5 protein-coding genes are annotated in these 9,267 nt (G+C 63.2%); 3 read left to right on the top strand and 2 right to left on the bottom strand.

From position 1 onward, the window contains the following. Entirely contained in the window at positions 1-978 is a 978-nt protein-coding gene (locus tag EN949_RS14175) for an alpha/beta hydrolase (protein WP_013529715.1), read from the bottom strand. Positions 979-1,459: 481 nt separating this feature from the next. Here EN949_RS14175 and EN949_RS14180 point away from each other — a divergent pair, with 481 nt between their 5' ends. Then, positions 1,460-1,927, top strand: a complete 468-nt coding sequence (locus EN949_RS14180) for an Hsp20 family protein (RefSeq protein WP_013529716.1) — start codon at positions 1,460-1,462, stop codon at positions 1,925-1,927. A gap of 71 nt (positions 1,928-1,998) precedes the next feature. On the opposite strand, the gene EN949_RS14185 is transcribed toward EN949_RS14180, so the two are convergent. Next, positions 1,999-3,048: a low specificity L-threonine aldolase gene (locus EN949_RS14185; RefSeq protein ID WP_013529717.1), complete on the bottom strand. Its 1,050-nt coding sequence runs from the start codon at positions 3,046-3,048 to the stop codon at positions 1,999-2,001. A 490-nt stretch (positions 3,049-3,538) separates the two neighbouring features. Here EN949_RS14185 and gltB point away from each other — a divergent pair, with 490 nt between their 5' ends. Further along, the gene (gene gltB / locus EN949_RS14190; RefSeq protein WP_127370820.1) at positions 3,539-8,275 is read left to right on the top strand and encodes a glutamate synthase large subunit; all 4,737 of its coding nucleotides are present in this window, start codon (positions 3,539-3,541) and stop codon (positions 8,273-8,275) included. Between the two features lie 141 nt (positions 8,276-8,416). Next, positions 8,417-9,267 (top strand): glutamate synthase subunit beta (locus tag EN949_RS14195; protein ID WP_164782496.1); only part of this gene is annotated, 851 nt, incomplete at its 3' end.

The following is a 9,267-nucleotide window of genomic DNA, read 5'->3' on the forward strand; positions in this document are numbered from 1 at the left end:
TCAGGCCGTGGGGTCGTCGCTGCCGGGAATGAAGGCGTCGAAGGCGGCGAGCAATTGCTCGCGGTAGATATCGGCTTCCTGCAGGATTTCGTGGCGGGAGCCGTCGATCATCAGCAATGAACCGAGCCGCAGACGCCTGGCGTAGGCTTCGACAGCCCTGGTCGAGACGACCTGGTCGGCGCCGGCGGCGATGATCAGCAGCGGGACCTGGATCCGGGCCATGAAGTCGGGGTCGCTGACGGCTTCCGAAGCTTTCGCGGCTGCCCGCAGCCAACGGATCGTCGGCCCGCCAAGCGCCAGTTGCGGGTATTCTTCATAGATCCGTGTGTTGCGCCGATAGCGTTCCGGGTCCGATGTCAGCTTGTTGGTCTCGAAAGGGGCCGTTACCCTCGGCCGCGGACCCCAGGCGGCATAGAGCCGGCCGAGGCCGAGAGCGCAGAACAGGGAACAGACGCGGCGAACCGTCGAGATCGAGACCGGCAGGTCGGGCAGCGTCAGGAAAGGCGCGATCAGCACCATGCGCCGGACGCGGTTCACCATCGACGGCGCGGCCAGCAGGGTGATCAATGCGCCTGCCGAATGGGCCAGGATGTAGTAGGGTCCGCGGCAATCGGGCAGCACGATCTCCTCGAAGAACTGTTCGAGGTCGGCGGTGTAGTCGCGGAAGCTGCTGACGTAGCCGCGCTGGCGATCGCGAATCAGCCGGTCTGAATCGCCCTGGCCGCGCCAGTCGAGCGTGGCGACGCCAAAGCCACGATCGGCAAGGTTGCGGATGGTTTCGAAATATTTCTCGATGCACTCGTTGCGGCCGGTGAGCAGGACCACGGTGCCCTTCATCGGGCGAGCGACCGCGCCGAACAGGCCGTAGCGGATATTCTTGCGGTCACGCGTGGTGAAGAAGCCGCCGGTGGCGTTTTCCGGCCGCGGATTGCCCTCGATTTCGTGAAAAAGGGAGTTTTCGGTGAAAAGATCCGTCATTCGGCGCTTCGTGCTCGGCGTCTCGCATGCCCGCCTGCGCTGGCCGGCTCCGCTAAGGTGATAGACGCCCATGCGCCAAAAGCCAAGGAATTCCCGGTGACTGACTGGGCTGCAACAGGGAAGGCCGGAAGCCGCTTGAAAGCGTGCTTCCGGCCTCTGTCGATCCGGGAGGAAGGGACGTTACACCCGGTCGGCCTCGTTGCGGTGCCTGTTGTGCAATCGGCGCCGCCAGTCCTTGATCCTGGAATGGACTTTAGCGCCGGCTGCCTGAACGCGCGCCGAAGTGCCGGTTCATCTGCCGTTCATCAAGGGTCCGGCCGCCGTGGCTTTTGCCGCCAGGTGAAATCTTGAAATGCTTTCCAGCGCTCCCCAAATGTCTCGTGCGGTCGCCAATGTCGGGGCCGCTGGCCCACCCGAAACGCCGCTCAAGGGTTTCGCACCGGCCATACGCAAACCATGTTGCTCAACAGGAGAACACCTCATGCGTCACGTTGATTTTTCCCCGCTTTATCGCTCGACCGTCGGCTTCGATCGTCTGTTCACGATGCTCGATTCGCTTGCGCAGCCGGATGGCGCGCAGACCTACCCGCCCTACAACATCGAGCGCACCGGTGAGGATTCCTACCGGATCTCGATGGCGGTTGCCGGCTTCTCTGACGAGGAAATCTCGATCGAAGCCCATCGCAACGTGCTGACCGTCAAGGGTGAGCGCAAGGACGAGGGCACCGGCGAAGGCTCTGAACTGCTCTATCGCGGCATTGCCTCGAGAGCCTTCGAACGCCGCTTCCAGCTTGCCGACCACGTCGAAGTTGTCGGTGCTTCGCTGAAGAACGGCCTGCTGTTCGTCGACCTCAAGCGCAACATCCCCGAGGAGCTGAAGCCGCGCAAGATCGCCATTACGGCATCTTCGGCCAAGGCCAAGCAGATCGAGGCCAAGACCGCTGCCTAAAGTACAAGTCTCCTCCCGAGACGGAAGCGGCGCCGAAAGGCGCCGCTTTTTTGTTGTCGGGGATTTCGGTATCAGGCGATCAGCTGGCCAAAACGGTCGACCTCATCGGCCGTCGTCGCGAAGCTGGTGACGAAGCGATACAGCAACTCGTCCTCGCTGATGTGGCCGTCAAAGCCGTGCGGCTTGTGCCAATCATAGAACGCCGCACCCGCTGCCTGCAGCTTTTCAGCTTCGGCTTTCTTGATCACAGCGAAAACCTCGTTTGCCTGCGGCAGCCATGCCAGCTTTGCCGTGGCCGAATCCTCGATCGCGGCGGCAAGGCGTGCGGCCATGGCGTTGGCGTGGCGGGCGGTGTCCAGCCACAATCCGTCTTTGAAATAGGCCTCGAACTGCGCCGCGACGAAGCGCGATTTCGAAAACAGCTGGGCGGCGCGCTTGCGCAGGAACGCCAATTCCCTGGCACGATCAAGATCGAACAGCACGATCGCTTCGGCGCACCAGCAGCCATTCTTGGTGCCGCCGAAGGACAGGATGTCGACGCCGCGTTTCCAGGTCATTTCGGCTGGCGACGTGTCGAGCGCGACCAGCGCATTGGCAAAGCGGGCGCCGTCCATGTGCAAGGGAACCGAATATCGTTTGGCGATCGCCGCGATCGTCTCGATCTCATCCAGGCCGTAGATGGTGCCGACCTCGGTCGACTGGGTGATCGAAACGGCCATCGGCCGTCCCCAATGGACGATTTCCGGTGCGAAACGGCCGATGGTCCTTTCCAGATTGTGCGGATCGATCTTGCCCAGCGCGCCATCGATCTCATGCAGGCGTGAGCCGCCGGAAAAATACACCGGCGCGCCGCATTCGTCCTCGATGACATGCGATTCGCGATGAGCAAAGGAAATGCCGCCCGGCTTGTTGTAAGCGGTCAGCGCCAGCGAGTTGGCGGCCGTGCCGGTGGCGACGAAGAACACCGCGACCTCGCGTTCGAAAATCTCGCTGAAGCGCTGGTAGACTGCCTGGTCGAGCGCTCCGTCGCCGTAGGCGGTGGAAAAGCCGCCGGCATTGGCCGACAGGCCGGCGGCAATGTTGGGGTGGGCGCCTGCCCAATTGTCGGAAGCGAAGAACATGCATCTGCCTATGTCTTGGGAGAACGGGGGGTGGGGAAATCAGACTGAAGTTGACCGGTTTCGCGTGCTGATCGCAAGGGCCAGGCGCCGGAAAAACAGTAAAGCCAGCCAACGGGCAAAGCCCAGGCCGACGACTGAAGCTTACGTTTTTCCTCAGCTTCGCGACATTTTCTGTCGCGAATGCCCCAAGTTTTTTGCAAATCGGTCTTGTGTGCGTTCGGGATTTCTGCCATAAAAATTTAGGACAGTAGTGCTGTCTTATTTTGTCGCACAAAACGAGCTGGATTGGCGTATCATTTGGGCCTCTCCGGCTGTTGCCGCGAGCGACAGGTGGACAGCCAGACTCTGGCCTGTACGATTACCGGATGCGATCCATGCGGAAAGCCGCCTGGTTCGACAGGATTTCGCAAGACGTGCCACAAGGATCAGGGTGAGCCAAGCGCTTGCCGAGGCAAACCAGCGCCTGAATGGCTGGGAAGGAGGACAGGAGATGACGGACATGACGCACTCTGCGACGAACGGCCAGGCCGCGCAGACGAAAGCGGCAACCGTCAAAACCGCCTTGCGATCCAATATTGGCCGAAGCGCCAACGGATTTTCCGCCCAGGGCCTCTACGATCCACGCAACGAGCATGACGCCTGCGGCGTCGGCTTCATCGTCAACATGAAGGGCGTGAAGTCGCATCAGATCGTCGAGGACGGGCTTGCTGTGCTCGAAAACCTGACGCATCGCGGCGCCGTCGGCGCCGATCCGCTGGTCGGCGATGGCGCCGGCGTACTGGTGCAGCTTCCCGACCAGTTCTTCCGTGAGGAGATGGCAGCCCAGGGCATCGAGCTGCCGCCGGCGGGCCAGTACGGCGTCGGACACTGGTTCATGCCGCAGGACGCCGCCCTTCGCGCCCATATCGAGGACATCATTGCCGAATCGGCGCAATCCGAGGGACTTCCGCTCATCGGTTTCCGTGACGTGCCCGTCGACAATTCGTCGCTGTCGAAGGCGCCCGACATCGTGGCATCCGAGCCGTTCCATCGGCAGATCTTCATCGGCCGCACGCCAGACATTACCGATGACGAGGAATACGAGGCCAGGCTCTATCTGCTGCGCAAGGTCATATCGGGCCGCATCTATGCCGAGAACGACAACATGGACGTTGGCGCCTATTGCGTGTCGCTGTCGGCGCGCACCATCGTCTACAAGGGCATGTTCCTGGCCTATCAGGTCGGGGCCTACTACAAGGACCTCAAGGACCCGCGCTTCGAAACCGCGCTGATCCTCGTCCACCAGCGCTTCTCGACCAACACGTTCCCGTCATGGAAGCTGGCGCATCCCTACCGCATGGTCGCCCACAATGGCGAGATCAACACCGTGCGCGGCAACAACAACTGGATGGCTGCGCGCCAGGCGTCGGTCGATTCCGAACTGTTCGGCAACAACATCTCGAAGCTGTGGCCGATTTCCTATGACGGCCAATCCGACACCGCCTGCTTCGACAATGCGCTCGAGTTCCTGTTCCAGGGCGGGTACAGGCTCAGCCATGCCATGATGATGCTGATCCCGGAAGCCTGGGCCGGCAACAAGCTCATGGATGCCGATCGCAAGGCCTTCTACGAATACCATGCGGCACTGATGGAGCCGTGGGACGGACCGGCGGCGGTGGTCTTCACCGATGGCCGCCAGATCGGCGCCACGCTCGACCGCAATGGCTTGCGCCCGGCTCGCTACATCGTCACCGACGATGACCGCGTCATCATGGCCTCGGAAGCCGGCGTGCTGCCTGTGCCGGAGGAGAAGATCGTCAAGAAGTGGCGGCTGCAGCCCGGCCGCATGCTTCTGATCGACCTGGAGAAGGGGCGCATCGTCTCCGACGAGGAGCTCAAGTCGGAGATCGCGACCAAGCATCCCTACAAGACCTGGCTCGCCAACACGCAGTTGATCCTCGAAGATCTGAAGCCGGTCGAACCGCGCGCGTTGCGCAAGGATGTCAGCCTGCTCGATCGCCAGCAGGCATTCGGCTACAGCCAGGAGGACACCAAGCTGTTGATGTCGCCTATGGCGACGACAGGCCAGGAAGCGGTGGGCTCGATGGGCACCGACACGCCGATCTCGGCGATGTCGGACAAGTCGAAGCTGCTCTACACCTATTTCAAGCAGAACTTCGCCCAGGTCACCAACCCGCCGATCGACCCGATCCGCGAGGAGCTGGTGATGAGCCTGGTGTCGTTCATCGGGCCGCGGCCCAACATCTTCGACCTTGTCGGCAATTCGCGCCGTAAGCGGCTCGAAGTGCGCCAGCCGATCCTGACCAATGGCGATCTCGAGAAGATCCGCTCCATCGGCCACACCGAGGACCGTTTTGACACCAAGACGATCGACATCACCTATGGCTCCGCCGAAGGCGCCGCGGGCATGCAGGGCGCCATCGATCGGTTGTGCGAGCGGGCGGAGGCGGCGGTTGCCGGCGGCTACAACATCATCATCCTGTCCGACCGCCAGGTCGGGCCCGATCGCATCGCCATCCCGGCGCTGCTGGCGACGGCGGCGGTCCATCATCACCTGATCCGCAAGGGGCTGCGCACCTCGGTCGGCCTCGTCGTCGAATCCGGCGAGCCGCGCGAAGTGCATCATTTCTGCTGCCTCGCCGGCTATGGCGCCGAGGCGATCAATCCCTACCTCGCCTTCGACACGCTGCTCGACATGCACAAGCGCGGCGAACTGCCGAAGGAAGTGGACGCCTACGAAGTCGTCTCGCGCTACATCAAGTCGATCGGCAAGGGCATCCTCAAGGTGATGTCCAAGATGGGCATCTCGACCTACCAGTCCTATTGCGGCGCGCAGATTTTCGACGCCATCGGCCTGAAGACCGATTTCGTGCAGCAATACTTCACCGGCACCGCGACGCTGATCGAAGGCGTCGGCCTGGACGAGATCGCGGACGAGACGCTCAGCCGCCACAATGACGGTTTCGGCAACGACCCCTTGCTGCGCAACAGCCTCGAGGTCGGCGGCGAATACATGTTCCGCATGCGCGGCGAGGCGCATATCTGGTCGCCCGATGCTGTCGCCACCTTGCAGCACGCCGTGCGCCAGGGATCGTGGGAAACCTTCAAGGACTATTCCGCCCAGATCGACAGCGAGACGGCCCGCGCCCAGACCATTCGCGGCCTGTTCAAGCTCAAGCTGGCCGGGGAAACCGGCCGCAAGAAGGTGGCGCTCGACGACGTCATGCCGGCGGCCGACATCGTCAAGCGGTTCTCGACCGGAGCGATGTCGTTCGGCTCGATCTCGCGCGAAGCGCACACGACGCTGGCGCGCGCCATGAACCAGATCGGCGGCAAGTCGAACACCGGCGAGGGCGGCGAAGAGGCCGACCGCTATCTGCCGCTGCCGGGCGGCGGCAAGAACCCGGAACGCTCGGCGATCAAGCAGATCGCCTCGGGACGTTTCGGCGTCACGGCCGAATACCTCGTCAACTCCGACATGATGCAGATCAAGGTGGCGCAGGGTGCCAAGCCCGGCGAGGGCGGCCAGCTGCCCGGCCACAAGGTCGACGCCACCATCGCCAAGGTCCGGCATTCGACGCCGGGCGTCGGCCTGATCTCGCCGCCGCCGCATCACGACATCTATTCGATCGAGGATCTGGCACAGCTGATCTACGACCTGAAGAACGTCAATCCAGCGGCTGACGTGTCGGTCAAGCTGGTGTCGGAAGTCGGCGTCGGCACGGTCGCGGCGGGCGTCGCCAAGGCACGTGCCGACCACATCACCATCTCTGGCTATGACGGCGGCACCGGTGCCTCGCCGCTGACGTCGCTCAAGCATGCCGGCAGCCCGTGGGAAATGGGCCTTGCCGAGACACACCAGACGCTGGTGCTGAACGGCTTGCGGTCGCGCGTTGCGCTGCAGGTCGATGGTGGCTTGCGCACAGGGCGCGACGTCATCATCGGCGCGCTGCTCGGCGCCGACGAGTTCGGCTTCTCGACCGCACCGCTGATCGCGGCCGGCTGCATCATGATGCGCAAATGCCATCTCAACACCTGTCCGGTCGGCGTCGCGACGCAGGATCCGGTGCTGCGCAAGCGCTTCAAGGGCACGCCCGAGCATGTCATCAACTTCTTCTTCTACGTCGCGGAAGAGGTGAGGGAGCTGCTCGCCGAGATGGGCTACACCCATCTCGACCAGATCATCGGCGACACCGATCTTCTGGAAAAGCGCGACCTGATCGTGCACTGGAAGGCGCGCGGGCTCGATTTCTCGAAGATGTTCTTCAAGCCGGATGCGCCGCATGAAGCGGTGCACTGGACCGAGCGGCAGAAGCACCCGATCGACGACGTGCTCGACCGCAAGCTGATCGAACTGGCCAAGCCGGCGCTCGAGAGCAAGCTGCCGGTCAAGATCGAGGTCGATATCCGCAATGTCGACCGCTCCGCAGGCGCCATGCTGTCGGGCGAAGTGGCCAAGCGCTTCAAGCACAAGGGCCTGCGCGAGGATACGATCCAGGTGAAGCTGACCGGCACTGCCGGCCAGTCCTTTGGCGCCTTCCTGGCGCGCGGCATCTCGTTCGAGCTTGTCGGCGCCGGCAACGACTATGTCGGCAAGGGCCTGTCGGGCGGACGCATCGTCATTCGGCCGCCGGAAGAGGCCAAGATCGTCGCGGCTGAATCCATCATCGTCGGCAACACGGTGCTCTATGGCGCAACCGAGGGCGAAGCCTATTTCGCCGGCGTCGCCGGCGAGCGTTTCGCCGTGCGCAATTCGGGCGTCGCCGCCGTCGTCGAAGGCGTCGGCGATCATGGCTGCGAGTACATGACTGGCGGCATCGTCGTCGTCATCGGCAAGACCGGCCGCAACTTCGCCGCCGGCATGTCTGGCGGCGTCGCCTACGTGCTCGACGAGGCGGGCGATTTTGCCGAGCGCTGCAACATGGCGATGGTCGAGCTGGAGCCGGTTCCGGAAGAAGACGATCTGATGGAGAGGCTGCTGCACCATGGCGGCGACCTCGATCACAAGGGCCGCGTCGACGTCTCCGGCGACATGACCAGCCATGACGAGGAGCGGCTCTACCAGCTGATCTCGAACCATGTGCATTACACCGGGTCGGTACGTGGTCGCGAGATTCTCGACGACTGGGCGACGTTCCGGCCGAAGTTCCGCAAGATCATGCCGGTCGAATACCGCCGCGCCCTGATCGAGATGGAACGCATGCGCATGGGCGTTGCGGCGGAATAGGCTTTGCAATGGCCGGGGAGCCCAGGCTTCCCGGCCCATCTTCATCGACAGTTTGACCTCCGGCGCAAGGTTGCCATGGCTGCCTCAAGGGGTTAACGGGTGCGGCGAAAACCGCACCATCTGGACAGCAGGAACTGGACTATGGGCAAGGTAACAGGCTTTCTCGAAATCGACCGGCAGGTGCACAAGTACCAGCCGGCCTCCGACCGCATCCGGCATTTCCGCGAGTTCACGCTGCCGATGTCTGACAAGGAGGTCGAGAAACAGGCCGCGCGCTGCATGGATTGCGGCATTCCGTTCTGCCACGGGCCGACCGGCTGCCCGATCCACAACCAGATTCCAGACTGGAACGACCTCGTCTACAATGGCGACTGGGACAACGCGATCCGCAACCTGCATTCGACCAACAATTTCCCGGAGTTCACCGGCCGCATCTGCCCGGCGCCTTGCGAGGAAGCCTGCACGCTGAACCTCGAGGACATTCCCGTCGCCATCAAGACGGTCGAGCAGGCGATCGCCGACAAGGCCTATGAAACCGGCCATATCAGGCCCTATCCGCCGGAGAAGAAGACCGGCAAGCGGGTCGCCGTCATCGGCTCCGGCCCGGCCGGCATGGCGGCTGCCCAGCAGCTTGGCCGCGCCGGTCACGACGTCCATGTCTACGAGCGCGAAAGCCGGCCCGGCGGGCTGATGCGCTACGGTATTCCCGACTTCAAGATCGAGAAGCACTATATCGACCGGCGCATCGAGCAGATGCAGGGCGAGGGCGTGACCTTCCATTGCGGCGTCAATGTCGGGGTCGACAAGCCGGTCGCCGAACTGCTCGCCGAACATGATGCCGTGCTCTATTGCGGCGGTTCCGAAACGCCGCGCGCGGCCGGTATTCCCGGCGACGATCTCGGCGGTGTGCATGACGCGATGCCCTATCTGGTGCAGCAGAACAGGCGGGTCGGCGGCGAACCGATCCAGTCGGTGGCGTGGCCGTCGCATCC

It is taken from the genome of Mesorhizobium sp. M7A.F.Ca.US.007.01.2.1, from assembly GCF_003998165.1.
In the GTDB taxonomy this organism is placed as follows: Bacteria; Pseudomonadota; Alphaproteobacteria; order Rhizobiales; family Rhizobiaceae; genus Mesorhizobium; species Mesorhizobium ciceri.

Excerpts from the sequence above, each read along its gene's own strand:
- EN949_RS14175 (WP_013529715.1), bottom strand. The coding sequence starts at position 978 with ATGACGGATCTTTTCACCGAAAACTCCCTTTTTCACGAAATCGAGGGC.
- EN949_RS14180 (WP_013529716.1), top strand. The coding sequence starts at position 1,460 with ATGCGTCACGTTGATTTTTCCCCGCTTTATCGCTCGACCGTCGGCTTC.
- EN949_RS14185 (WP_013529717.1), bottom strand. The coding sequence starts at position 3,048 with ATGTTCTTCGCTTCCGACAATTGGGCAGGCGCCCACCCCAACATTGCC.
- gltB (WP_127370820.1), top strand. The coding sequence starts at position 3,539 with ATGACGGACATGACGCACTCTGCGACGAACGGCCAGGCCGCGCAGACG.